Annotated in this window: 16 protein-coding genes and 1 tRNA gene; 8 read left to right on the top strand and 9 right to left on the bottom strand. The window is 40.2% G+C overall.

All coding sequences use genetic code 11. From position 1 onward, the window contains the following. Nucleotides 1-35 precede the first annotated feature (35 nt). Both JW794_08195 and JW794_08190 read right to left on the bottom strand, forming a co-directional pair. On the bottom strand, nt 36-233 hold the full coding sequence (locus tag JW794_08195) for a hypothetical protein (protein MBN2018089.1): 198 nt from the start codon (nt 231-233) through the stop codon (nt 36-38). A 127-nt stretch (nt 234-360) separates the two neighbouring features. After that, nucleotides 361-1,737: a T9SS type A sorting domain-containing protein gene (locus JW794_08190; protein ID MBN2018088.1), complete on the bottom strand. Its 1,377-nt coding sequence runs from the start codon at nt 1,735-1,737 to the stop codon at nt 361-363. Nucleotides 1,738-2,162: 425 nt separating this feature from the next. Here JW794_08190 and JW794_08185 point away from each other — a divergent pair, with 425 nt between their 5' ends. From JW794_08185 to JW794_08160, 6 genes are read left to right on the top strand one after another with little or no spacing between them, the layout of a single operon-like run. Next, nucleotides 2,163-4,028 carry an ABC transporter ATP-binding protein gene (locus JW794_08185; protein ID MBN2018087.1) on the top strand — a complete coding sequence of 622 codons (1,866 nt, stop codon included), beginning with the start codon at nt 2,163-2,165 and terminating at the stop codon, nt 4,026-4,028. A 36-nt stretch (nt 4,029-4,064) separates the two neighbouring features. Continuing rightward, nucleotides 4,065-5,891, top strand: a complete 1,827-nt coding sequence (locus JW794_08180) for an ABC transporter ATP-binding protein (protein ID MBN2018086.1) — start codon at nt 4,065-4,067, stop codon at nt 5,889-5,891. Between the two features lie 14 nt (nt 5,892-5,905). Beyond that, a complete protein-coding gene (abc-f, locus tag JW794_08175; GenBank protein MBN2018085.1) occupies nt 5,906-7,525 on the top strand; it encodes an ABC-F type ribosomal protection protein in 1,620 nt (539 codons plus the stop codon). Then, entirely contained in the window at nt 7,518-7,655 is a 138-nt protein-coding gene (locus tag JW794_08170; GenBank protein MBN2018084.1) for a hypothetical protein, read from the top strand. The genes abc-f and JW794_08170 overlap by 8 nt, the downstream gene beginning before the upstream one ends. A gap of 23 nt (nt 7,656-7,678) precedes the next feature. After that, the gene (locus tag JW794_08165) at nt 7,679-10,807 is read left to right on the top strand and encodes a GNAT family N-acetyltransferase (protein ID MBN2018083.1); all 3,129 of its coding nucleotides are present in this window, start codon (nt 7,679-7,681) and stop codon (nt 10,805-10,807) included. Beyond that, entirely contained in the window at nt 10,804-12,945 is a 2,142-nt protein-coding gene (locus JW794_08160) for a carbohydrate binding family 9 domain-containing protein (GenBank protein MBN2018082.1), read from the top strand. Before JW794_08165 ends, JW794_08160 begins: the two co-directional genes overlap by 4 nt. 84 nt (nt 12,946-13,029) lie before the next feature. Here the strand turns inward: JW794_08160 and JW794_08155 are convergent, their stop codons facing one another. The 5 genes from JW794_08155 to JW794_08135 form a co-directional block, all read right to left on the bottom strand. Beyond that, nucleotides 13,030-14,016: a glycyl-radical enzyme activating protein gene (locus JW794_08155; protein MBN2018081.1), complete on the bottom strand. Its 987-nt coding sequence runs from the start codon at nt 14,014-14,016 to the stop codon at nt 13,030-13,032. Beyond that, the gene (locus JW794_08150) at nt 13,964-16,459 is read right to left on the bottom strand and encodes a formate acetyltransferase (GenBank protein ID MBN2018080.1); all 2,496 of its coding nucleotides are present in this window, start codon (nt 16,457-16,459) and stop codon (nt 13,964-13,966) included. The genes JW794_08155 and JW794_08150 overlap by 53 nt, the downstream gene beginning before the upstream one ends. A gap of 112 nt (nt 16,460-16,571) precedes the next feature. After that, a complete protein-coding gene (locus JW794_08145) occupies nt 16,572-19,883 on the bottom strand; it encodes a PAS domain S-box protein (GenBank protein MBN2018079.1) in 3,312 nt (1,103 codons plus the stop codon). 106 nt (nt 19,884-19,989) lie between these two features. Further along, nucleotides 19,990-21,426 carry an MATE family efflux transporter gene (locus tag JW794_08140; protein ID MBN2018078.1) on the bottom strand — a complete coding sequence of 479 codons (1,437 nt, stop codon included), beginning with the start codon at nt 21,424-21,426 and terminating at the stop codon, nt 19,990-19,992. Between the two features lie 57 nt (nt 21,427-21,483). Continuing rightward, entirely contained in the window at nt 21,484-22,689 is a 1,206-nt protein-coding gene (locus tag JW794_08135) for a glycosyltransferase family 9 protein (GenBank protein MBN2018077.1), read from the bottom strand. Nucleotides 22,690-22,808: 119 nt separating this feature from the next. Here JW794_08135 and JW794_08130 point away from each other — a divergent pair, with 119 nt between their 5' ends. After that, a complete protein-coding gene (locus tag JW794_08130) occupies nt 22,809-23,633 on the top strand; it encodes an HAD family phosphatase (GenBank protein ID MBN2018076.1) in 825 nt (274 codons plus the stop codon). Between the two features lie 37 nt (nt 23,634-23,670). Next, entirely contained in the window at nt 23,671-26,139 is a 2,469-nt protein-coding gene (locus JW794_08125) for a HEAT repeat domain-containing protein (GenBank protein MBN2018075.1), read from the top strand. Nucleotides 26,140-26,289: 150 nt separating this feature from the next. Here the strand turns inward: JW794_08125 and JW794_08120 are convergent. Both JW794_08120 and JW794_08115 read right to left on the bottom strand, forming a co-directional pair. Further along, nucleotides 26,290-26,366: transfer RNA gene (locus JW794_08120), tRNA-Arg, on the bottom strand. Nucleotides 26,367-26,387: 21 nt separating this feature from the next. Next, on the bottom strand, nt 26,388-26,546 hold the full coding sequence (locus JW794_08115; GenBank protein MBN2018074.1) for a hypothetical protein: 159 nt from the start codon (nt 26,544-26,546) through the stop codon (nt 26,388-26,390). Between the last annotated feature and the right edge of the window lie 20 nt (nt 26,547-26,566).

The following is a 26,566-nucleotide window of genomic DNA, read 5'->3' as shown; positions in this document are numbered from 1 at the left end:
GTAAAAAACCAAATGCAATTATGAAAATAACAATCTTATCCTAAGATCTCCTTCTCATTACATTTGCATATTTGAACAACTTCTCTTTTAGGAGACCATTTACCATCTTCATTATGTCTATTTCGGATAACTTTTATGGTAGTCATTTCGGTATTACATACTGGGCAGACGACTTTTCTCTTACCGGCACTTGCATGAGCTAATTTAGCTGCAAAGGTTCTTACTTTCGGCATTTTCAACTCCTTTTTGAATTGACACATAAGTCCTGTGCGTAAGGACTGGTGTCAAGTTTTTCATCGGTGATAAAATTATTGATTATTTATATATATTTTTTAAAGCTCAGGTCAATATTATATGTTATTATTTTTGTTTCGCAACAATAAGTTTTGAGAATTTTTGATGGTGATCAGTTTGGACTTTCAGGAAATAAATTCCATTCGAAAGGTCTTTTGCAGGAATAATGATCGAGTGCTCTCCCGGATCAGGGATATTCTCTGTATGAGATTTGACTAATTGTCCCTTACAATTATACACTGAGATATCCACCTTATCCATGTTTGCTAGTGTGAAATTGATTGAGATATTATCACGCACCGGATTGGGCGAAAGTGTAAATGAGAATGGTTCTTCTTGAAAAACTCCATCGGTAGCATAAGGCACAAGACTGTCCAGATAGGCTCTATGCGCATCGGAGAACGAACAGGATGAATACACATCCCAGTTGATAGACCAGGTCATCAGACCTCGGAAATTCGGATAACCATCGGGATTGGTGAGCTGATATAGTCCTCCAAAGGATTCTCCTAGAACAATATAATTCAGCGCTTCATGCACAACATCCGGTGACGTATATCCGCTGCTTGAAGCATCCGGGCAGGCAGGCAAACCAATAGCAACTTGCTCTGGAAGGAGGGGATCAAAAGGAATATGCTGTCCATAGAAATCAACGATAAAACCACCCAGCAGCATATCCGCAATCGCAACATGAAAATCAGCAGTCGGTGGATAGTAGATATTTCCGTCAGAACCGTACATTGATCCGGTATTGTAGTGCTGCACATATATCATTGAGAGAACATCTCGCACAGCATGCAAAAGCGGCAAGTACCAACCGTATACACCGGCATAAGTGAAGTAAGCACCCTGAACATACGCAGTCTCGGGTGCCATTGTAAGTATAAAATCATCGGAATAAAGATCGAGCAATCCCTGTACCGCTTCAATAAGAAATACAATATTGGGCGTTGTCGGATAACGATAATCATTATCTCCTGCATCAAGGAAAAGAGAACCTCCTTCGAGGTCGATATCCATACCGTCAAAACCATACGTGTCTATTATGGATGACATCGATGAAATAAATTCCAGCACATCAGTACTGTTATCAAAATGGATAGGGGCTGTTGCACCGCCAATCGATATGAGCACTGCTTTTCCAAGCGATTGAAGATAGAGGACATCATCGATAAAACCCTGAGGATCGGGATACATACCAGGGTCAGGCGTAAACTGCATATTCGTTCCGAGCGGAACATCGGGCGTGGCAAAGGCAACATCGATCACATCGTATGCTAATGGGATTTCATCCAGTAGAAGCGGCGTGGGATTTGGATATTGCCAGTTATGCCAGTAACCGATGAGGGCTTTGTTAGGGATTTCTGCAAAAGCGAGTGAAGAGCTGAGGAACAAAAGAATGAATGACATATTCCAAAAACTAAAAGTGAATATTCTTTTCATGAAAACTCCTGAAAGAAATTTTCTATAAAACTGTTTTTTTATAAAATTTCAAAACAATACCGTCAAGATTGCTTAAAAATTATTTGGTAACTCACAGCATTTTTTATATTTTCTTGACACTCTCATCATCCGTTTGCCAGTTTTGGTTCAAATAAAAAAATAATTCGGATGGAGGTTAATAGCATGATCAGTTTGATCGGACTTATGCCAAATGACACAACCGGTCTGTCTAAAAATCAAATAGTGTGCTTTTCAGTCGTTTCCCAAACCGCCCGTCCGAGGTTCATATAATATAACATTTTAAAAATGTAAGCCACGGACGAGCAAATCCGTGGCTTTTTTCGTTTATACCAACAAAAACAAGATCCGCGGAACTATCTCGAAAGCAAAAAATATATTAATCAATAATGCGCAAGCAGGTCTTTATGAATAAATTATACTATTTATGGCAATTTATGAAGGGCAATAGAGCTCTTTATATCATCTCAATTACAGCAATTGGCGTGGCAACGTTTCTGTCATTCCTCTGGCCCATGGTGTTGCGCATCACCGTCGACTCGATCATAGGGGAAAAAGCGCTTGAAGCACAAGGTTGGCTGAAGCCTTTATTTTCTGGAGCGTACTCGTTCTTTGGAGGACGCAGCGGTCTTGTTTCAAAGCTCTGGATATGTAGTGCGATACTTATCGGCATCACGCTGGTTCGAGGTGTGTTTCTCTATTTTAAAGGAAAGTGGTCTGCTGTGGCATCGGAGTCCATTGCACAAGGAGTCAGAGATCGTGTGTATGATCATCTTCAGCTTTTACCCTATGATTATCATGTGAAAGCTAAGACAGGTGATCTCATACAGCGATGTACATCAGATGTGGAGACCATTCGACGGTTTCTTGCGATACAACTCGTTGAAGTTGGTCGTGCGTTGTTCATGATTGCCTTCGCACTCTCTTTCATGATTCCAATGAGTGTTCCGATGACGCTTGTTTCTATGGCACTCGTGCCTTTCATCTTTGGATTTGCAGTGGTTTTCTTTATGAAAGTGAAGAAAGCATTCCAGCTATCGGATGAGTCTGAAGGTAGGATGTCAACAGTACTGCAGGAAAACCTGAGTGGTGTCCGAGTGGTTCGTGCGTTTGCACGGCAGGCATTTGAGATCGATAAATTCGATGAGAAAAATACCGAATATCGCGATCTTACATACAGACTTATCTGGCTTCTTGCGTGTTACTGGTCGATCTCTGACTTCTTTTCCCTCATCCAGATTGCAGCTGTGCTTATTCTTGGTACATACTGGGCTGCGACCGGAGTGATAACACTGGGCACACTTCTCGCCTTCTCAACATTTGTTGGAATGATGCTCTGGCCTATCAGGCAGATGGGACGAGTACTCACCGATATGGGAAAGACAATGGTTTCAGTTGGTCGTATTCACGAGATTCTCGATGAACCTATTGAAGAATTTGAAGAGGATCAGAAACTCCAAGTTCAAGGAAAGATCGAATTCAATAATGTGTGTTTCGAGTACGAGCCGGGTAATCCTGTATTGAAGAACATCTCATTCTCAGTAGAACAGGGACAGACCGTTGCACTTCTTGGTCCTACAGGATCAGGTAAATCATCGCTTGTTCACCTTCTCCCGCGATTGTACGACTACACAAGCGGTTCAATAAAAATCGATGGCAAAGAATTAAAAGACCTCGACAAGCATGCGATCAGAAAAAATGTCGGGATCGTACTTCAGGAACCGTTCTTGTTTTCACGAACACTGAAAGAAAATATCGGTATGAGCAGATGTGACTGCGAAGAGGATGATGTCTTCGAAGCTGCACAGATCGCTTCCGTACACGATGTTATATTGGATTTCCAAAAGGGGTATGAAACAGCAGTTGGCGAACGGGGTGTAACATTGTCCGGTGGTCAGAAACAACGTGTAGCAATGGCTCGCACACTGATCATGAACACGCCGATCCTTATCTTTGATGATTCCCTGAGCGCCGTCGATACAGAGACAGATGCAGCGATACGAGCCCAGCTTCATAAACGGGCACAGAAAGCAACGACATTCATCATATCGCATAGACTGAATACCCTTTCAGAAGCTGATATCATTCTCGTGCTCGAGCATGGAGAACTTGTTCAGATCGGTTCACACGAAGAGCTGCTTGGACAGGACGGATTGTACAGACGTATTTGGATGATCCAGAACTCACTGGAAGAGGAGCTGGAATCTGAAATGAAAAATGGTACTATGCAGATAGGTATCGAAAAAGAAGAAACATCTCTGGAAACAGCATAATATGATAACCTATTCATTGAAAATTTAGGATGAACAATGAGTGTATTTAAAGAAAAAGAATATACAAAACGATTTGATTTCTCACTTTGGAAGAAATTATATCAGTTTATAAAACCATATAAAAAAAGAATGATTGTTCTTGCCGCTTTTATGCTCTCACTCGCAGGAGTGGATGTCATTCTGCCCTTGATGAGCAAGTATGCTATCGATCATTTTGTTGTTCCACAGAACACAAACGGGATCGTCGGTTTTGGCATTGTCTATTTCGCATTTATCGTGTTGCAGAGCTTGAACATCTACTTCTTCATAGCGATTGCTGGCAAGATCGAGATGGGTATATCCTACGATATCCGCAGGAAGGGCTTTCAGCATTTGCAGGAGTTGTCATTCAATTATTATGATAAAACTCCTGTGGGTTGGATAATGACTCGAATGACATCGGACAGCACGCGGTTGGGTGAATTCATTTCATGGGGTTTGGTTGATATGGTGTGGGGTATCTCCCTCATGATCGGCATCGTTTTTGTGATGCTTTTCATGCATTGGAAACTAGCGCTCATCACACTAACTGTTGTTCCTGTACTTGTGTTGATAAGTCTCTATTTCCAGAAGAAGATCCTCAAAGCCTACAGAAAGGTCAGGAAGATAAATTCTCAGATTACTGGAGCTTTCAGCGAAGGTATTTCAGGTGCAAAGACGACAAAGACCCTTGTTCGCGAAGAAGAAAACCTTCTGGAATTCCAGGAGCTCACGACGAAGATGAATCGCTCATCGGTACGAGCTGCGATATTCTCATCACTCTATCTGCCAGTGGTGCTCACACTCGGAAGCATTGGAACAGGCCTTGTGCTCTGGCGTGGTGGAAATGGCGTGCTTCTCGGAACGATCTCATACGGAACCCTTGTAGCATTCATTTCTTATACTGTTCAATTTTTTGAACCCTTACGGGAGCTGTCACGCGTGTTCGCTGAACTGCAAAATGCACAGGCATCTGCCGAACGTATTTTCTCGATGATCGATGAAAAACCGGATATACAAGATTCATCTGAAGTTATCGAAACCTTTGGTGATATTACTAAATGCAAACGCGAGAACTGGCCATGCATAGAAGGAAATATCGAGTTCAAGGATGTCTCATTTGGTTATAAAGACGGAGAGTATGTACTCGATGATTTCAATCTCAAAGTGAAAAGCGGAGAGACCATTGCGTTGGTTGGAGAAACCGGTTCAGGCAAAAGCACGATCGTGAATCTTGCATGCAGGTTCTATGAGCCGACGAAAGGTGAGGTATTGATCGATGGAGTTGATTACAAGGAACGTTCACTTCTCTGGTTGCATTCGAATCTTGGATATGTGTTACAAACACCACATCTCTTCAGCGGGTCGATCAGAGATAATATTGCATACGGAAGACTCGATGCTACTGAGGATGAGATCATCGGAGCCGCAAAACTCGTGAATGCTCATGAATTCATTACTCATCTCACAGATGGATATGATTCTGAAGTTGGTGAAAGCGGCAGCCTGCTTTCAACAGGTGAAAAACAGCTCATTTCTTTTGCACGTGCAATTCTCACCGATCCAAAAATATTTGTACTCGATGAAGCAACATCCTCAGTTGATACGGAAACAGAGCAGAAAATCCAGGATGCAATCCATAAGGTACTGGAAGATCGAACAAGTTTCATTATAGCTCACCGTCTTTCCACGATCAGAAATGCAGACAGGATTCTGGTCATTCAAAAAGGAAAGATAACCGAACAGGGTACCCATTATGAACTGATAAAGAAGAAAGGATATTACTACCGATTGTATTCGAACCAGTTCGTGGAAGAACGCGAATCCGAACTACTCATTGCATAATGAAAGGAGATTCTATGCAAATATGCAGATGCGATAATGTTTCTTTTCGATATGATTCTCAACCAGATTACATATTTAAGGATGTGACTTTCGCTGTGCATGAACACGACAGGATCGGATTGATAGGTAAGAACGGATGCGGTAAATCAACGTTGTTGGATATCATACAAAAAAACATACAGCCGATTGAGGGTTCTGTGCATCATATGTCGGAACTCTCAATCGGATATCTTCCGCAGGAACTCGATCTGCCGGACAAAACTTCCGGAATGCAATTTCTGTGGAATAGTATTCCCCGGTTAGGTGAAATAAAATATAAGATAGATTATATTGATAACAAAACACCTGATGAAGTGAGTCGGTTATTCTCTGAATTTGAGACTCACCACGGTTATGACTTTGAGATAAAACTGGAGAAGATCATTACGAGATTCGGCTTTGATAATGAGATGCTATCTCGTCAGGTAAAAACTTTGAGCGGCGGAGAACAGACTCGTCTTGCACTATGCAGGATTCTTCTCTCTGATCCAGACCTGCTCTTACTGGATGAACCGACAAATCATCTGGATATACAAGCGCTGAGATGGCTTGAGAAATTCCTTCATGATCTGGATATACCGTATATTTTGATCAGCCACGACAGATTTATCCTTGATGCTTGTGTGAATACTATCCTGGAACTTACCAGCGGAGGAATAACGAAATATTCCGGAAATTATTCTTTTTATAAAGAGGAAAAAGAACTCGAACAGAAGCGCAAGATCCATATTTATGAAGAGCAGAACAAGAAGATCAAAAAGCTGAAAGAAGCTGCAAACAAAAGAAAAAAATGGGCAATTTCCCACCAACCCCAAACAGGAACGGAAGGATATGCGCCTGTTTATGAAGACCTGGTGAATTTCGCAAAGAATGCAATGGTGCAGGCAAAGAATCTTGAACGTCGAACTCAGCGTGAGATCGAGAAAGCAGAATCAGAAAAGCCATTCATCGAGAAGAAGCGGCACTTTCAATTTGATAATTCAGAGGTCAAGAGCAGATTTGTTTTGCAGTGTAACAAGGTTACCAAAACATTCTCGTCAAAAACAGTATTTCATAATCTGGAATTGCATGTACATACAGGTGAACGGTTGGCAATCATAGGTAATAACGGAAGCGGAAAATCAACGTTGCTGAAAATTCTTACAAACCACATCAATGGATACGATGGAACGGTTACATGGTCACCGCAAGCGAAGATCGGGTACTACTCCCAGGATTATGAAAATCTGAATTTTGCTAATTCTGTACTGCAAGAGGTGATAAAAGGAGATAATACCATTCAGACCTTTGCGAGAACGGTTTTAGGATGTTTGAATATTCCCGAAAAACTGATCAATCAACCTATCAAGACATTGAGCATCGGCGAGCGAAGTAAAGTGGCATTAGCAAAGCTGATCGTTTCAGAATCTAATGTGCTTGTACTCGATGAACCCACAAACCACCTGGAGATTGCAGCCCGTGAAGCCCTGGAAAGGGCACTGCAGGAATATACTGGCACTGTAATCTTCGCCACTCACGACAGATTCCTTATTGATACGATCGCTGACAGGATCATTGATATGGATTACATTCGAAAGGAGGTACTGTATGAATAAGCGGATGAAGGATTTCCTCAAAGAGAAGCAGGTAAAGCAAAATCTAAAACAGTCAAAGAAAGGTCGATCTTCAAAAAAGGGATCGAATAAGGTGTCCAGCTTTAAGAAAGGACATATCAAAAAAGGATAAGCGACATACATTTTGGAGTTTTAATGATTGATAAATTGCAGAGTTTAAAAATAATAGAATATAATGAAATATACGCAGTTGCAATAGCTGATATGTGGAACAAAAGCGGAGATTGCTGGGGTGGGTATAACCTTGCGATCTCTGAAGAGTCTGTTCGACAAGAAGAAGCGCAATCGGATTGTCTGGCACTATGGCTGGCAATGATAGATGAAGAGGTAATTGGTTATTGCAAACTTTCTGAATATCGAGAAGATGAAGGAGCATTGTATATTGATCTGATCAATGTGATTCCTGAATATCATGGAAAGAAGATAGGAAAGAAGCTCGTGCTGAAAGCGGTGGAAAAAACAATTGAGCTTGGCTATCCTCGTGTCGATCTATATACATGGACGGGAAATACAAAAGCTGTACCTCTCTATAAAAAAACTGGATTCTTCTGGGTAGATAGAGACGACTGTACGCACTGCATGAATTTTATTCCAACTGTACTTACAAGTGAATTATTGAAAGACTATATCGCTGATTTAGATTGGTATGAAGATTCACAACGAAAGATCGCAATTGAACCTGATGGAAAGAAGCATAACGGCTTTGAGTGTTATCGATATCACTGGAAAAATGATGAAAATGAGCTTGAAGTTGAATTTTGCAGACATAGCAGAGGAATAGAGAAAATACGTACAAAAGATTTCGAGATCATTGCAGAAACGGATCAGCTGAAACAAGTGTTCGGAAAGTCTTACGAAGTAATGTATAAGATAAGGAATTTTTCTGAACAACCACTCGACGTAAAAATCAATGGTTATGATGATCGAAATATTGTATTTGATTATCACGGGGAATCGAGAGTGCACGACGAGGAGATATTCATTGCAACCTTTTATGTGAATGAACCAAAGGAGAAACAGAGTAAATGGAGAACCTATCCAGCTGTTTGTGCTGATATCAGCATCAATAGTAAATCACAAGATTTCAAAGTCGGCATAGATCCCCAGTTTCCTCTTACGATCAAGGTTGTAGGGGAAAATAAGATCTATTCAACTCATCATGATGAATTGTTGCACTTCAATATGAAGAATAACTATAACGAGAAGGTTTTATTCTCATGGGAACTAAATGATTCTGACCTTATTCAATGGCAGAACCATCATATAGAAATTGAACTTGAATCTGAAGAACAAAATACAATTGCTGTTCCGATGAGACTCCTTCGTGCAGGTGTTCTTCATGAAAAGATAACTATTAAGGCGTCCTTCCAGAATGGTGATACATTTTCTTATTCTGATTCAATCAATGAAATTTTCCAGACCACAAATGGAATAGGCTACGGAAAGAATGAACGGCATATCGCACTTATCAATGGAAGATATCAGGTCCAAGTTGATCAAATTGAATTCTTCAATGAGGTAAGCTTCTTTGATGTAACCTCAAGTGCGCATACATGGCAGTTTATGTTTCCTCCAAAGATAGGGAAGCCATACACCTCTGAGCTGCACCAGAAAAAAGCTTCAAAGGTCGATTTCAATATGAAACAAAATGCTGCACAAATGCATCTATTGTATGAAGTTGAGAAACCAGTAACACTTACTTTGATTCTTCATTTCACACTATATTCAAATGGGATTCTTGAGAAGTGGGCAACTGTTCAGAATGCTTCTGCAGTCGACACACCACAGGAAATCTGTTTGAGTAATGCAATGTTTGTACGGTTTCAAAATACCGTGATCCCGTATAAAGGAAAGTTCATATACATCGATCATGATACGCAGAACTGGGGAGAGCTTTACGAAGCTGCAAAGTATGACGAAAATTGGATCTTCAACTATGGCACTGCAGATACAATGGGTTTAAGCTGGCCAGATGATTTCAAAATGACCTTTTCAGAAGAACTTCTATTCGATTCCGATCTTGGTATCATTCCTTCTCGCTCATCCAAGGATACGAAAAAGTTCAGATTGATGCTTGGTACGTTTAAAGAATGGAATGAATTCAGAGCATTCATCCTCGACAAAAGAGTAGAGCAGAAATATCTCACTGATTATCTGGAAGTTATTGTAAATGATGGAAACCCCTTTATCGATCAGCAATTCTATGTAAACCTAACAGAATATCGTGAAAAACCCTATAATATTCCGGTTGAATATTCTGCAAAATATGGATCGTTTGAAACATCAGAGGTTGAATATTCATCAAAAAAAGAAACTCATCCGGTTTGGCTTACCATTGATAATGCACTTGAATACGATATCCTTCAAGCTAAGATTCAAGGAAAAACCCCAAATAAGGTGATCAAACGGGTTGTATTTCCAACTGGCAAAGGTGAGATAAAAACCTTCAAAAGCGTTGAGGAAGATCACAAGATATGGTCCTGCTCAAACGAATTGATTTCGATTAAAGCAGCCGAGGAGTATGCACCAACGGTTCATTCGTTGGTGTATAAAGATCAGGAATGGATAGATTCTGATTTTCCTGCCCCCGGACCGAAATCCTGGTGGAATCCATGGATCGGTGGGATCAACTCCTATCCGCACAAAATGCAGATGCGATCTATTATAAAAGAGGGCTATTCGATTGAAGATGTTGTACTCAATGATAATTTCAGAAATGAATGGAAGGGTATAAAAATTAGCGTGTCCGTTAATGAATTTGAAAAGTTTAAAGGATTGTCATGGAACCAGTATTATCTGATGCTGCCCGAAGTACCGGTTCTGTGTTACGTTCCGGAGATAATTCAGGAGACGGGTAGGTATCTCAGAAATATCCAGTTTATATCTCGTTATTTTGCCTATGCAGATGAGAAAATCGGGAACTGTTTTGTGAGATCTTATAATTCGAAACACGAGATGTTCGATTACTATTCCGGCAAAGAAGCGGTTGACCTTTACCCACAAACAGTCCGGGCAGTCGGGAGTACCTTGAGAGATCATATGATACAGATATGGACTGACCAAGCTCAGTATAATGACATCTCATTAAATAAAGACATTACTTCCTTCTGGATGTATGATTATCTAAATATTGATAACAACCAGAGAAGATTTCTCACACCGAAATTTCTTATCTTGACAAAAGAATTGCTTTCTCAGGATGAGATTCGTGATTTGAGAAATATAACCTTTTCTCACAGTAATAACAAAGGGGAGCGCCTATGAAAAAGGTTATCTATTTACTACTTATAATCGTATTGTTACCGCTTGGGCTTCAAGCGAAGTTAACATTGCATGTTCCAAAACTGAATCCATCACCTGTAATTGACGGCATGATCGATACTGGTGAATGGGATGGTGCAGCGGTTGTTGAAACATTCTATCAAATTTCTCCGGGTGATAATTCTGAGCCATCGGAAAGAACGGTCGGCTATCTTGCATATGATGATGACTATCTCTACTGCGCAGTGCACTGTTTTTACGATGATCCGGAAAAGATACGATTGTTCCACTGCATTCGGGATAAGATATATTACACTGACAGGATATTCTTGTTTGTCGATACGTTCTACTCAAATGCAAAAGCATATTACTTTGGATCAAATGCTTATGGTGAGCAGGCAGATGGTATCGTGATCAATGACATCGACACCTCGATAAACATTCATTATGATTCCTTCGGAGCGCTAACAGATGATGGTTACACCATCGAGATGAAGATCCCGCTCAAGAATATCAAATATAAAAGCGGGAAGAATGTGCAATGGGGTTTCTTCATGAAACGTCACATAGAAGAGCGTAAAGAAGAGATCAGTGCCACCCAGGTAAACAGAAACGGAACTAATTTCTATGATAACTATGGCATTCTTATTTTTGATGAACTTCCTACCAATCAAAATTTGAAGCTGATCCCATCATTTTTGATGAGTTATACTGATGATCATAACAAGAAAGCTGGAACGCACAACATTTCTCGAAAATATGAACCTGAACTGAATATCTTCTATGAACCAAATTCATGGCTGACAGCGACCATGACGATAAATCCTGATTTCAGCACCATCGAGGCTGATGCCATGGAGATCGATGTCAATACGCGGTTTCCGATCTATTATCCTGAAAAACGACCCTTCTTTATTGAGAGTACGAATCCGTTCAGAACGCCTATTACGATCTATCATACCAGAAAGATCGTTGACCCGATCTTCGGTGCAAAATTCTCAGGTGCTTTCGGTAAGAATAGGATGTTTGGACTCGGCGCGGTTGATGAAAACACAGAAGGTGCGCGATTTATCAATGGATATGACGGCACAGGAAATGCACTATTCGGGTTTACCTCCTTTGAGAATAAATCAAAAAGTGGAAATACCTACACGCGTGGTGCTCTTGCAATGAGGAAATTCAAAGATTTCTATAATATTGTTGGAGATATCGATGGTCGGTTCACATTGTTCGGCAACCTAAGAGGACAGTACCAGCTTGTCGGTTCTCTGGATCAGAATCTGCAGAAAGACTGGTTCAAGGGGTATGGCTACCAGGGCGAGGTGTGGTATGATGATGAGCACTTCTTTGCAAATCTTGGTATCGAAGCGATTTCTAAGAACTTCAAAGCTGATCTGGGTTATATTCCTGAGAATAATAAGCAGTACATGTTCAGTCATGGAGAGTGGCACAAAAATGCCAAAGATGACCAGCAGTATGTTCGATTACTCGAGTTTGGCTATGATGCCAATATCAAATACGATCTGGATTTCAGTTACATCAAGGAGCACTTCTTGAAATTCTATACTGGAGGTATTTTTAGAAGCAGGTTCGAGGTGTGGACAGGTGTCAATTTTCAGATGGTTCACTTCGCAGGAAAAGATAATCACATGTACACCCCGTGGATCTCATTCCAGACCTATCCTTCTGACCTCTTTGTGATCGATACCGATTTCGAATTTGGTGAGTATATGTGGTTTGATGCGGATGATCCTCGTATCGAGCAATACAGAAAATATGAAGTATTTCTCAATATCCGTCCCACCGATAAGATCGATCTGGATATCAGTTCAGAATATGAAGAGTTACATAACATCTTTTCTGCGCAGGTACACCAACTGACTTTAAAGTACCAGTTCAATAAGCAATTCTGGATTCGCGGTATATTGCAATATTGTCATTCAAAATTATACACAGAAGATGAAGTAGAAACCACACTAAATTTTTACCCACTATTTGTATATAATCCTTATGCAAATATCTCAGTGTATGCAGGAATTACTTCATTGGATGATGAAACTGAAGTTAACCAGATGAAAACATATAGTAGAAAAAAAGATACCTATTTTCTAAAAGTTTCCTATACCTTTGATGTGTTTTAGGAATAATTTAATAATAAAACTCACTCAAAATGTAAGGGCTGATTGTTTTCAGCCCTCTTTATATAAAATTAAATACTTATGTAGTTAAAATCCCTCAATGATACACGTAATATTTGCGTGCACAATTTTATTTTGGATTTTACCCACTTCCTCATCAGTGATCTTCAACCCATCCTTCAACAGATATTCTCTGCCCAGTTCGGCATATTTGCCCTTGCCTAAGGTGTGGTACGGAAGCAGACGAACCGATGTGATGCCCAGAGTGTTGCATAATTGGATCAAGGCAGAAATATTTTCTTCGGTTGCAGTAATATCCGGAATAAGTGCGACAGAGATAATCATCTTTGAAGTATCGATTGACTTTGCAAGTTTCTCCAGGTTCTCAAGAATTTTTGCATTACTCTTTCCTGTGTACTTTCTGCTGAGTTCATCGTTCAGGCACTTGATATCAAAGTAGATAAAGTCAAAGTCAGATATAAATTCCTTCACCTTGTCCCATTGGAAATATCCGCAGGTCTCCAGGCCGACAGAAAATCCAAGTTCCGTACATTTCTTCAGGAATGCTTTCACAAATTCCGGTTGAAGTAACGGTTCGCCGCCAGAAAGAGTGATCCCTCCACCGGAGTTGGCAAAATACTGGGCATTGACGATCACCTTATTAAAAAGCTCATCGACCTTCCACCGTTTACCTGCAATACGAATAGCGTTATAATTACAAGCATCAACACATGGTTTATCTTTGCAGACCAGGCAGAATTCTCTTTTAAAGATCAGGTTGTTATGATCATCGAAGCTAACCGCATCGTAAGGACAGGTTTCGATACAGGTGCCGCATTTTTGGCATAACTCGGTACTGTAGAGGATTTCGGGGAAGTTGTTCTGGCTTTCCGGGTTCGAACACCATCTGCATCGGAGTGAGCATCCCTTGAAGAAGAGAACGGTTCGAATACCCGGACCATCCTGAGTGGCAAAATCTTCAATATCAAAGATGAATGCTGAAGGATTGCTGTCCGGCATCTTAGAAATTCTGTTCTGTTCTGGCGATGATCTCGTTCTGTATGCTCGTTCCAAGCTCCACAAAGAATGCACTGAAGCCTGCCACACGTACGATAAGATCGCGGTACTGTTCCGGATTTTCCTGAGCATCACGCAGCATCTTACTGTCCACCACATTGAACTGAAGCTGGAAACCAAGCGTGTCGAAATATGTTTTTATCAAAGAGAGTAGTTTCCTCGAACCCTGCACACCTTTGAGTGTGGAAGGAAGGAATTTCATATTGTGTAATCCACCGCGGATCTTTGTATGATCGATCTTACCTGCGGAATGAAGCACAGCAAGCGGACCGTTTGTGTCTGTTCCATAAAATGGTGAAGTAACTCCATCTGCAAGGGTTTCTCCAGCATGTCTTCCGTCTGGAGTAGCACCGCATACTCTCCCAAAAGGTGCGTGAGTGCTGATCGCGAGCATGGAAGGATCGTAGGGTTCACCAAGGTAATTTAACTGCTCGGAAACATAACCACAATACGTATCAAAAAGCTCTTCATATATAACATCGACATAATCATCGTTATTTCCCCATTTTGGTGCATCCACCGCAGCTTTATGAAGCGTTTTCTTCCCTTCCCAATTTTCAGAAAGAACCGTTCTCAGTTCATCCATAGAGAGTTTTTTGTCGTCCCGAACAAGCTTTTTTACTGATGCAAGGCTGTTTGCGACATTGACCATACCGGAACTCAGCGTGGTTGGGCTTCCATTTACGATCGCGCCCTTATCGTCGAGGGATTTTCCTCTACTCAGACAGTCCCGAACCAGCATTCCCGAATAGATAAGATTGCAGGTATCACGGTGCGCCGCCATCACGTAGTTCCAGTAACGCTGCCAGTTCTTGATGGCATTTCTCAGATGGAATTTATAAGAAGTTACTAATTCATTATATGTCTGTGGGACATCTGATTTTTCAATCGTGATGTCTGTCTGTGTGTCTTTCCCTCCGAGCATTGCAAGTTCAAAGAGTTTTGCATGATTGATGAAACCTGCTTGTACTACACCGTAGCTCATACCTTCCATGGTGGGCTCTGTACAACCTCCCATTGCAGCGTATTTACGAATTAGAGAAACAGGAAGTTTACTCTTTTGAAGCTCATGCTGAATATATATCTTCAGATTGAAGAATGCTGGGAATCCCACACCTGTTTTAACACACTCGATAGCTTTCAGGAGAAATTTGTCGGAAAGTGATGGATCGTACCAGATGGAAAGTGTCGGCTGTGTGGTCTGGCAATTAATTGCTGATTGAAGCACGAGGATGGAGAGTTCGTTATCACAACGATGCCCCTCTTCATCCAGTCCGCCGAGTATCATATTCTGGTAAAGATTACCTGAACCGAGTCCTTCCCACGAGAAGGATGCCATATATTCGATCTCAGTCATTTTAACGCGGAGGGCTTCGAGGAGTTCGAGCACTTCTTCATCTGTGGTTAATCCCTTTTCTATATCTCTTTTATAGTAAGGATACATGTATCTGTCGAATCGTCCTGGCGAATACCCGAGGTGCGCACCTTCTATATGTCCCGCAAGATAGATCAACCAGTACGCCTGCATCGCTTCTTTGAAAGTACGGGGACTATGTGCTGGTACATATTCACACATTTCTGCTATTTCGAGTAATTCTTTTTTTCGTTGTTCATTCTTTTCTGATTTCGCGAGACGACGTGCTTCTTTCGCATAGTTGTGAGCCCAGGTAATTGTTCCTTTAAGTGCTCTCATTCCTGCACGCCAGAAGTATGCTTTTTGAGCAGATTCATAATCCGTGATCTCGGTCTCTTTAAGGAGTTTATTTGCTTTTTTAATAATAGCGTTAAATCCTTCAGCAAGAGCAGTTTCGAAATCCAGCACATACCGACCTTCGGGTGCGGGATCGTGGGGTGCAGTATACAGACCGATCTTCCATCCGTCCTCTATATATTTTGCTTTATCATAATCCGGTTTCCAAAAACGATCTGCAACATCCTGCATACATTTTCCTGACCAGTATTCAGCGATCTCGCGAAGGGTTATCTTGTCTTCATGAGAAATGATGAACTTTTTCCCAAAAACCTCATGCTTACCCTCTGAGGCAATCCTGTGAGAATGTTTAATGCCACCACCGGTTCCGATCTCAGTATGCTTTGCCTGGGCTTCCTGCTCTTCCTTGTTCAGCGTACGCAGGATATAATTTGTTGCATAATTTGCATAAGGGATTGCACCGCGAACAAAACGTGTTTTATTACCTGCAAATAGTTCTCCATCGCGAATCATGGGAGTGAGGTTTTCCATTGCAAAAGCATGACAGTGTGCGCGTCTTTCGATAGAATTCATGCCGTCAGATTCTCTATGAGCTTGTGTATAATATTTCATATACTCGACATCGACCGACATCGGTTCTGAAAGATAGCGGTCACGCATGGTTCTGACATTTTTAGTCGAAGGCGATCCGACAGTTTCTCTTTTTATAAATTCTTGTTTATCATTCATATATACTCCTGAAAAATTAACAGATTTTTTGGATTATTGGACTACCTGAAGAGCAAAATCAAATAAGCATATTTTTTATGCAATAAACCAGGATCCGAATATATATTGTAAATTAATTTTGAAAGGATATGGTAAATTTTGTACCGTTTGCTTTTTCGAGTTGGATCGTGCCATCGATCTGTTGCACAAGACTGGTCACAAGCTGCAGTCCAAGAGTCTGAGTATTCCTGAAATCGACATTATCTGGAAAAGGTACACCATCATTTGCAACAATAAGTTCAATTTCAGCTTTTCCTTTTTTATCCATTTTCACCGTAATAGTGCCATTAATGTCCTTTTTAAAACCATGCTTGAATGCATTTGTGATAAGCTCGTTCACAATAAGTCCGCAAGGAATGGCCTTTGCGATGTCGAGTTTCACGTCTTTAATATCAACATCAACCGAAATATTTCCCGACTGATGATTAAAACCTCCCATCAGCTGTCTAATAAGAGTTTTTATGTATGTTGAAAAATCAATATCCGCCAGATTTTCAGAACTGTATAATTGCTTATGTACCAGCGCGATGGACTGAATCCTGTTTTGTGCTTCCTCAAAAATATCGCGAACTTTTTCATCCTCGATATTTTGCTGCTGTATTGCAAGAAGGCTTGAGACAAGGGCAAAATTATTTTTTACACGATGATTGATCTCTTTTATAAGAAGTTCTTTCTGTTCAACTTCCCTCTTGAGCTGTTCTTCGGCATCTACCTGACGTGTAATATCTCTGGAAGTTATGATTGCTCCTTCTGGAAATGGTGCGATCGTGATGTGAAGGTGTTTTTCTCCCGCTTTCCCTTCCCTGTATACTGTATCAGGAATGACCTTCATTTTATTATTTTGTATACAACTCATCATCACATCGAACATGTCTATCTTGTGCTTCGAGGCGAAATCTTTATACATGATATCACCTATTTTTGGAACTCGGTTTCTATGCAATTCAATTGAATTATTATATCGCACGATCTTACCCTGCTTGTCCACAACGATTGTCTCGACCGGGTTATATTCAAAAAGAGCTGTGCTGAATTCCTCTTTTGCCCGGATTTGAAATTCTGCTTCTTTACGATCTGATATATCTCGTGCTATTGCTAAAACGAGTTTCTTATCATCGAAGTAAACGATCCGTGAGTGGATTTCAACAGGGAATGTATAACCATCTTTACATTTGAGGATCGTCTCAAACAATATTGAATGATTTTCAAGTAGTTCATTCTTCTTTCTTTTGGAATAGTTCAGATCGGGAGGGATTCTAATACGATCGGGTGTTAGCTTGAGAAGCTCTTCTTTTGAATATCCAAGCTTATTCGCAGTCTCGTCATTCACTTCTATAAAATTGGTTAACGTTCCATCATCATTTATGCCATGAAGCATGATCATATCATTAATACTGTTATAAAGGGAACGATATTTATTTTCACTTTCGCGAAGTTGCTGTACCACTGCTTTTCTTACAGTTATGTCATTTCCAAAGCCCTGTACAGCCACAAGTTTATCGTTTTCATATAATGGACGAAGACTAACCCAGATACTTTTTTCTTTTCCACAGTATGTTTTGACGAGTACTTCGTATTCAACAGATTCACCTTCAGCGACACTTTCATAATTCTGTTTTGATTTTTCTTTGTCCTTATCCTGAACGATATCGTGAATGCTTTTTCCTAGAAGGTGTTTTTTCTCATAACCAAGAATTTCTTTAAATTGCCAATTGATATTTGTAAGCCGTCCATCAAGATCGGATATCCAGAGAATATTCCGGGAATTCTCAAAAAGATCCCGATAATGTTCTTCACTTTTTCTGATTTTCTCTTCATCCAACTTTCTGTCGCTGACATTTACAAGAACTCCCTGCCAGAGCGTATTCCCGTTTTCAAGGATTGATCCTCTACATATTGATCGAACCCAAATGATATGCCCCTTTTTAGATTTCATTCTGTATTCAAAACTCAAAGGAGCATTATTTTTCAGAGCTTCTTCAGCAGCCTCCTGAAGCTTATCAAAGTCATCAGGATGGACATGATCAAAAAAGAGATTTATATCGTAATTGATATCCTTTGCAAAATCTTCTCCTATCATTTCACGAAAACCAGGACCGACATAATGCATAATTCGGGATTTACCATCCTTGCACATCTCATAGATGTAAACTGTTCCCGGAATATTTTCAGCCAGGGTTCGGAACTTTTTTTCACTTTCTAGAAGCTCTTTTTCCTTCAATCTCTCATTTGTAATATCATGAGATATGCCTACAAGGGCTAAGGGTTTTTCATCTTTATCTTTCATGACCCATGTATGTGAATCAAAGTAGACCTTTTCACCTTTGGATGTGAAATTTGTGACAACACCTTGCCACTGTCCATCCTTCAAGGTACGCTCAACGATCTCATTCTGGGAGACGCTATCTTCAATACCTTCTCCAAGGGCAGTTAAATGCTTTCCAATTATTTGATCTTTGGAATAACCAAGAAGGTTCAGTACTGCATCGTTTATGTATGTTATATTACCTTTAAGGTCGGTTATTATGACATTGTCGTGTAAATTTTTTAACACATAGCTGTGGAGTTGCTGCCCTTTTGCTGCTTCGTGTCGTTCTGTAATATCGCGAATAATTGATATCACATAGCACCTAGAATTTCTTTCAAAAATATGAGCACTGATCTCGACAGGAATGACATCATTATCCTTTGTGGATAATTCAAACTCAAACGTGAGATGTTTATTTTTGATAAGATCGTTAAGTACTGGCATAAAATGTTTTTTAGCATCATCGGTCATGAGGTCCCAAAGGTTCATATTAAGAAGTTCATCTTTGGAATAACCCAAATACATCGATCCAATATCATTAACTTCTATGGTTCTTCCGGGAATATTATTTTCATCGATTTCATTAACAAATATGGCATCATTGAGATTGTTGAAAATTGTTTGATATCTCGTTTCGCTTTCATGGAGAGCGGATTCGGCAAGTTCCCTGCCTGTTGCCTCTTTTTGAATGCGTTTTTTTAAAATTGCAGGTTCTGAGATTTCCTGAAGAATTGAGAATAGTTTCTCTTTATCGAGTGGTTTTTTTAAGAAACCTTTCACCCCAATATCGATTGCATCGAGCAAGTAATCCGGTTGAGCATAAGCAGAAAGCAAGAATACATGAATATCGGGTTTTAATAGTTTGATCTTGCGTGCCATATCAAGGCCACTCATTTTCGGCATGTTTATATCTGTAATAATGACGTCAGGCACATGTTTTTGAAACAACTCAAATCCCTCTTCACCATTTATCGCAGGAATAACTTCATCGACCCTTCGGCGTAATATCTCTGTGACTGAAAAAAGTACGAGAGTTTCATCTTCAACATAGAGGATCTTTAGGGGTAATTTTGGCATCTTTTATCCTTGGCTTATTTCAACTTTTATGATTTTTGGTAATCATTATAATTTGTCTTTGAAAAAATAATTATATGTTGTTTATGTCAATAAATTAGAAATCAGCCTATGTCTTTATTTGGGATCTTTTCCATGTTCCGCGTTTGTAAATCATATATGCAATTATACTTGTTATCATATTGCTGGCAACCATCGACCACCAGAGAGATTCATATGGATAGGTTGAAAGAGGGAGTGATAATTTATACAACAAGGGATACAAAAAACTCCCTTTCAGAAATGCAAGATGAAGGATTGAACCAGAAAGAATGTAAACCAGCGGAATTCTTACGAACCACAATCGGCCGACATTAAGGAGCATAACCGGTTTTGTATGTCCCGAACCATTAAATGCTCCGATGAACACAAAAAGTACTCCAAAAATGCAGGATGCGATCGGCGTGACCTTGAACATCCGAACACCGACTGCAATAACGGCAGGGTCATTAATAAAGAATTTTGTGATAGAACCGCCGAAAAAGAAAAGCAGTAATGAACCCGCAAACATAATTGAGATCACAAGTTTGAATGCAACCGAGACACTCTGTTCTGCCCTTCGATACTTTTGTGCACCAATATTCTGACCGACAATCGAAGCCAACCCGTTGCTGATCCCCATCGATGGCATCATAAAGAGACTGATGAGACGATTATTAATGGCATAAGCAGACATCACGACCGTTCCGAAAGAATTAACGAATCCCTGGAGCAAAATAAATCCAAAACTTGTCATGGATTGTGCAAGTGAAGCGGGAATACTGATCCTCAATATTCGCTTCATCATATTTTTTTCAGGTTTGATCTCTTTCAGTCCTGGTAATATATAAGGCGTTTTTCGGAAAAGGAATATAACAGCTATGATCGCAGCTACGATGCGTGATATAAGTGTTGCCCAGGCAGCACCAAGTGTTTCCATTCTCGGGAAAAAACCAATGCCGAATATCATGAGGGGATCGAGTATGACGTTGAGTCCCACCGATATAAGCTGTATCTTCATAGGCGAGATTGTGTCACCCAATCCATGTGAAAAACTTTGATAGGAAAGGAAGATGAACATGAATATCATGCCCATGAGAATGATCGTTATGAACTGCTTTGCGAGATCGAATATCTCGTCGGGTGTTTGAAGCAATTTGAGTATATCATTAATAAAAAGCAATCCCACAACAACAAAGAAAATTGAAAAAACAACGATGATCAAAACGAACTGACCGACCACTTCTTTCATCTTCTCCATCTTCCCGGCGCCTTTATATTGAGCAATGAGAGAGGTGCCGGCGATCACAAAACCGAAACCGAAAGATGAAAGGAAAAATATGAGTGGGAATGCAAGACCAGCTACCGAGACAGCATGACGAGCAGTTTCGCCAAGTTTTCCAAGCCAGAATGCGTCAGTAAGATTGTAAAAGGTCATAAAGAAATTGGACAACATGATAGGCAGCGAGAGCTTAACAAGATTCTTGAGAAGATTACCCTGTGTCAGATCCATTCCGGTGGAGGTCATGAAAGAATTCCTTTCATTGAGTTGTAATCAGGAGTTTAAAAAAGAAGAGATATGCATCTATAGGTTCTTAACAACAAGGTCGTAAACTGTATCAACAGAGATAACTTTCACGCACTGATTATCTTTGCATGTTGTTTTTCTGTGATTGAATGCGCTTACACAGGGACTGCATCCAAAATTTGAATAGAGTGTATGGCAGTTTTGCCCGAGTGGTCCGTAAAGTTTCGGTGTTTCGGGTCCGAAGAAAACAATATTCGTGATAGGTGTTAAGCTTGCAAAATGTGCTGGACCGGAGTCATTCGTCACGAGCACATCAGAGACATTGAATAGGTCGATTATCTCTCGAAGCGTTGTTTTATTCGTCAGGTCGATGATCCTGCTCGGTGAAACTTTTTTTATCACTTCAGCGTCCTTTGATGCATCATTAACACCCATGATAACGATGAATACAGATTTGATTTCAGCTAGTCGCCTTGCAAGTTCGCAGTATTTTTCAAGTGGCCAGGCACGTATCGGCAGGATGCCTGCATTTGGATTAAAAACAACCAGTTTTGAATCAGGTTTGATGTCAGGATTCTCTGATTGCAATTTCGAAAAAATTGCACGCAGTTGTTCATCAGTAGATTCAATATGCGGTACTTTTGGAACATCAGAAAAATCCTTTTTTAATTTGGGATACTCATCGAAAGGAGCGATTAAAGAAAAAAGGAGATTGAAAAAATTGTACGAAATATGCTGGTGCGGATTATACGTAACTCGATGGGTAAGGAAGGTTCCCCTGTATAGACCCTCCATGTGGAATTTATAAAATCCAACCCTATTATGCGCTCCCGAAAGATAGGAAATGATGCTGGTTGCTCTTGAGAAAAGCTCCATATCAATATAGGTATCGATAGGTATCTTGTGCAATGTTCTCAAAACAGAAAGGGTAGAAAACACAAAGCGGGAGAAACTTGAGCAATCGATTGTTAAAACATTTTCTTTCGGGATCGATTCTGTGATATAAACACTTTCCTTATTCTCTTCAAAAATGAGAAAATGGATAGTCGAATCAGGAAAGAGGACTTTCGTCTTTTGTAGTGTTGAATAGGCAAGAATTGCAGAACCCATCTCCGAAAGTTCAACAAATAGTATATTCTTTGGGTTTACGGGTTTTTTCAGCGATGGCTTGAAGATCGTGCGTACCCAATACAAAAATGATAAAAAAGCGCACATGGGAATACCCAGCCATTTATCGATCTTGCGAATATGTTCGACATCCATTTTTCAATCCTTTTCGATGCTTCGCCCAATTTCTGAACAAGCACGTATTTGGTCAAATTTATTTACAAAGATATTATCCGGTTCAATTTTATCAAAATCTCTGACGAGTATGTGATTATATGAAAGATTGTAAAATTATATTTACCGATCTCGACGGTACATTGCTGGGACATGATCGTATCATCAGCGCAGATAATCTTTCAGTTCTTAATGAACTGGGAAAAAGGAAGATCGTTCGAGTTCTGGCAACAGGGCGATCATTGTATTCTCTTGCCAGAATCATTGAAGTTGATTTTCCCCATTTTGACTATATTATCTTCTCGTGTGGGGTAGGCATCATCGATTGGACAACAAAGCAGATTTTGTGTTCATACACTTTATCAAAAAATGAGATCAATCTCGTTCGTGCTGTTCTCGATGAACATAATATTGATTATATGATCCATAAACCCGTACCTGAAAATCATAAATTCCATTACCAGAAATTCGGTAAAGATAATCATGATTTCGATAAAAGATTTTCATTCTATGCAGATTGTGGAAAACCGCTGCCATCTCATCAGCATGACATAGAAAATGCATCTCAGGTGCTGGCAATTATTCCTGACCAGGTTGAGCGATTTGAGATCATAAAGAATACACTCTCATGTCTGAAGGTAATTCGCACGACTTCACCGATCGACCATCAATCACTGTGGATTGAAATATTTCCTCAAAATGTATCAAAAGGACATGCAGCGGAGTGGCTCTGCAACCATCTCAATATTGCACGGGAATATACAATAGGCATTGGGAATGATTACAATGATCTCGATCTCCTCGAATGGACTGCGCACAGCTATGTTGTGGAAAATGCTCCTGAAGAACTCAGAAAAAGGTTCAAAGTAACGGCATCGAACCAGAGCAGCGGATTCGCGAAAGTTATCAATGAATGGGTGTTATGAGATGAATATACATAAAAAAGAGCACACAAGGATAGATATGAAGAGAATAGTCATCTTACTCTATGTTATAAGTCTAACATTTTGTCTCAATGCTGAGGTCTTGCAGGACCAGGAAATTGATCTTGTAAAAAATCTTCTCGAAGATAATGATATGTCGCTGCAATCTTTAAAATTTTTAAAAGACTGGGCAGGAGACACAAAATTTAAACTGCCGATCGTCGTTGATATTCTGAATAATCCCTTAGAATTTCCAAAATTTGTAGATAGTACAGAAATACTTTGTGACCGTCATGATCCCGAAGAAATGATCAGTACCTATGCTGAAATTCTCTTTCAGGCAGGATGGTTAACTGCATTTGATGATGCCATTTTTGAGGATTATTTCGATAAGAATGTGCAGAGAGAGCAGGATGTTTTCGCATATATTGAGTACGTGTGGGAAATTACCGAGCACTTATATCAGCAAGCGTGGCATAAAATTTCTGATGATGAAAAAGATATTCTTACCTATCTTTCATATTCACTGTGGCAGGAAGAGGAAGATTCGCTTCGGTATGACGAGTTCTATGCGAGCAACATGATTACCACGTTTGATAGTCTCGATATCGAAGAGGATGTGATACCGATCATCAAAAAAATTAATTTCGGAAATTTGATGCAAGCAGCGCAGGTTTTCCAGGAAGGTTTTGATGTTCTTGAAAGTCATATTAATGATCTGTTCTTTAACAATACACAAAAACTCGCCAAGAACTCTTCCTTTGGTAAGATGTGCATTGGAACGTACTATAATGATATTTATGATGAGCAGTATTCCTTTATCGTCGATCCGGGAGGTAATGATGTGTACACTGCACCCATAAAAACAGGCTGGGAAAATCCATTTTATGTTATACTCGACCTTCAAGGAGATGACACATATAGAAGTAATGAGATAGGAAATCTATTTCGCGTTTTTGCAGGCTTGGGTATTTCGTATGACTGTGCCGGCAATGATTTGTATGTTGGAGATGATTATACGCTGAGTTCATTTTTAGGATACCAGCTCTGTTATGATAGACAGGGTAATGACATGTATGCAGGAGGATTGAACAGCATCGCAGCAGCAATATTCGGCTTGAATATGCTTATCGACACGAATGGAAATGATTCCTATTCTACGACAGAACTTGGTGAGGGATTCGCCGGACCTCTCGCAGCTGGATTCCTCATAGATACAGATGGTAGTGATATGTATTATGCAGGCGGGAAATATTTACATGCACCGCTTGCACCTTTCGATCATAGAGCACTTTCGCAAGGATTTGGATTCGGGATACGTCCTTATATGGGAGGAGGGATCGGTGTCATTTATGACAAAACTGGAAATGATGCCTACCAGGGCGCAGTGTATAGCCAGGCGGTTGCCTATTGGTATTCGCTTGGGATCATCATAGATAAAGCAGGTAATGATTTTTACACTGCTGTGTACTATCCCCAGGGCAGCGGTATCCATCTTGCCGGAGGGTTTTTGTATGATGAGGAAGGAGAGGATCATTACTATTCTAAACATGGTCCGGGGCAAGGTGCAGCGCACGATTATGCAGTTGGATTTCTTATTGATAGAAAGGGTAATGACATATATTCTGTTGAAGGGGGTAACGGATTAGGATTGACAAATTCGGTTGCACTCTTCCTTGATGTTTCTGGTAATGATCGCTACGAGAGAAATGTCACAAGCAATTACGGTTATGCAAATTCCGCACGCAATACCGGCAGCATTGGCATCTTTCTTGATACAGGAGGAACAGACAGCTACCCGATATATGCTGATTCTTCAGAATATCATGAGCGATATAAGAATGATTCTCAATGGATGTTCGGCACATATGGTGTTGGGAAAGATACAAGTATAGTTATTCCAGATGTTGAACCAATGGAAGAAGCGCAGGAAAAAGAAGTGGCGACAGTCGATTCTCTAGCATCCATCAAGGAAATTTTTTCAATTGCTTCTGAATGGGGAGTAGGAAGTGCTGCCAAACGAGTTTCTCTTGCTGCCGATATTCTGCTGAAAAGAGATGAAGAAGCATCAGAATATATTTTTGAAAACAAACTCGACACCAAAGGTTCACTCGAATACCGGGCTATCATGAATTATACAAAAGAGTCTAATATATTCCAAGATTATCTGCCGAAAGCACTTCATTCTCTGGAAGATAGTGTGACCGTTCGCAATACTATTGCTCTCATCGGTGAATTGAAAGATTCAACCATGATCGATACGCTTCTTAAGGTTATTCATGATGAGAGATATACACGAAGTGTGCTGTCTGCACTGGGTACGATCGGTACAGATAGAAGTATATCCATTCTTAAAGAGTATATGGACTCACCATCAGAAAAAGTACGTGTCATTGTCGCACGAGGATTTCTTGAAATCGATACACCCGGAAGTATAGAATTACTCGGCATGATGAAAGATGATCCCTCATTCCTGATCAGGACAATGTATAAGTTGAAGAAGAAGTAGCCCAAAATCCAATAATCAACAAGGAAAATTCAATATCCAAGTAGCAGATGAACAAGTTAAGTCACTAGATTGAGATTCTCTTATTTTTTCATTCAGTTTTTTTCTCTATGATGTCTGCTTAATGCGGTGAAATAATCTATTGTTAAAAACTGGTACCCCGGAGAGGATTCGAACCTCCGACCAACGGTTTAGGAAACCGCTGCTCTATCCTTCTGAGCTACCGGGGCTTGGATGTACAAACGAAAAACTCACTCCAGGATGTCAATCTTCTCAGCAGAAAGGATCTCCTGATCTCCCATCTCGGTCTCAACGATCAATGCACCCTCGTCAGTAACACACTGAACGGTACCGTCTAATTCCATGTTTCCGGAATAGACCTTCACTCGCTTCCTTGCAAGAGAATGAATCTTCTCAAAATATGATCTAT

It is taken from the genome of Candidatus Cloacimonadota bacterium (genome assembly GCA_016932035.1).
Classification (GTDB): domain Bacteria; phylum Cloacimonadota; class Cloacimonadia; order JGIOTU-2; family JGIOTU-2; genus Celaenobacter.
Note: the sequence above shows the minus strand (reverse complement) of the source record. Positions and strands in the feature narration are given on the sequence as shown.

Bases quoted from the DNA above. Each gene is read 5' to 3' on its own strand.
- JW794_08195 (MBN2018089.1), bottom strand. From the start codon at position 233: ATGCCGAAAGTAAGAACCTTTGCAGCTAAATTAGCTCATGCAAGTGCC.
- JW794_08190 (MBN2018088.1), bottom strand. From the start codon at position 1,737: ATGAAAAGAATATTCACTTTTAGTTTTTGGAATATGTCATTCATTCTT.
- JW794_08185 (MBN2018087.1), top strand. From the start codon at position 2,163: ATGAATAAATTATACTATTTATGGCAATTTATGAAGGGCAATAGAGCT.
- JW794_08180 (MBN2018086.1), top strand. From the start codon at position 4,065: ATGAGTGTATTTAAAGAAAAAGAATATACAAAACGATTTGATTTCTCA.
- abc-f (MBN2018085.1), top strand. From the start codon at position 5,906: ATGCAAATATGCAGATGCGATAATGTTTCTTTTCGATATGATTCTCAA.
- JW794_08170 (MBN2018084.1), top strand. From the start codon at position 7,518: ATGAATAAGCGGATGAAGGATTTCCTCAAAGAGAAGCAGGTAAAGCAA.
- JW794_08165 (MBN2018083.1), top strand. From the start codon at position 7,679: ATGATTGATAAATTGCAGAGTTTAAAAATAATAGAATATAATGAAATA.
- JW794_08160 (MBN2018082.1), top strand. From the start codon at position 10,804: ATGAAAAAGGTTATCTATTTACTACTTATAATCGTATTGTTACCGCTT.
- JW794_08150 (MBN2018080.1), bottom strand. From the start codon at position 16,459: ATGAATGATAAACAAGAATTTATAAAAAGAGAAACTGTCGGATCGCCT.
- JW794_08145 (MBN2018079.1), bottom strand. From the start codon at position 19,883: ATGCCAAAATTACCCCTAAAGATCCTCTATGTTGAAGATGAAACTCTC.
- JW794_08140 (MBN2018078.1), bottom strand. From the start codon at position 21,426: ATGACCTCCACCGGAATGGATCTGACACAGGGTAATCTTCTCAAGAAT.
- JW794_08135 (MBN2018077.1), bottom strand. From the start codon at position 22,689: ATGGATGTCGAACATATTCGCAAGATCGATAAATGGCTGGGTATTCCC.
- JW794_08130 (MBN2018076.1), top strand. From the start codon at position 22,809: ATGAAAGATTGTAAAATTATATTTACCGATCTCGACGGTACATTGCTG.
- JW794_08125 (MBN2018075.1), top strand. From the start codon at position 23,671: ATGAAGAGAATAGTCATCTTACTCTATGTTATAAGTCTAACATTTTGT.